A 276-nucleotide genomic window follows, 5' to 3' on the forward strand; every position below is an offset into this window, starting at 1 on the left:
ACGGCTCAACGTAAGCCACTCTCCACGGCTCCGGCCCGATGCTTCGTAAAAATGTATACGGGCTCATTGTGCCTGCGCCTTTCTCCACATCATACGACTGCATGAGCACACAGCCTTCATTCGACCAGTGCTTCTGCAAGGTTAAAATCATATCTTGAATGTTCATTTCAAGCACCTCCACTTTCTCCATTCTTTTACAAGTGCGGCGGCAACCAAAAAACTCCCGTCTCTATGCTTGCCGGCCGCAAACATAGGGACGAGAGTTCTCCCGCGGTT

Annotated in this window: 1 protein-coding gene; it reads right to left on the reverse strand. The window is 50.7% G+C overall.

Features of this window, described 5'->3' with window-relative positions; translation table 11 throughout:
- A partial coding sequence (locus SB660_RS20235; protein WP_410584094.1) for a glycine--tRNA ligase subunit alpha occupies nucleotides 1–166 on the reverse strand: 166 nt, incomplete at its 3' end.
- Between the last annotated feature and the right edge of the window lie 110 nt (nucleotides 167–276).

The organism is Bacillus sp. SIMBA_005, assembly GCF_046535585.1.
GTDB lineage: Bacteria > Bacillota > Bacilli > Bacillales > Bacillaceae > Bacillus > Bacillus pumilus.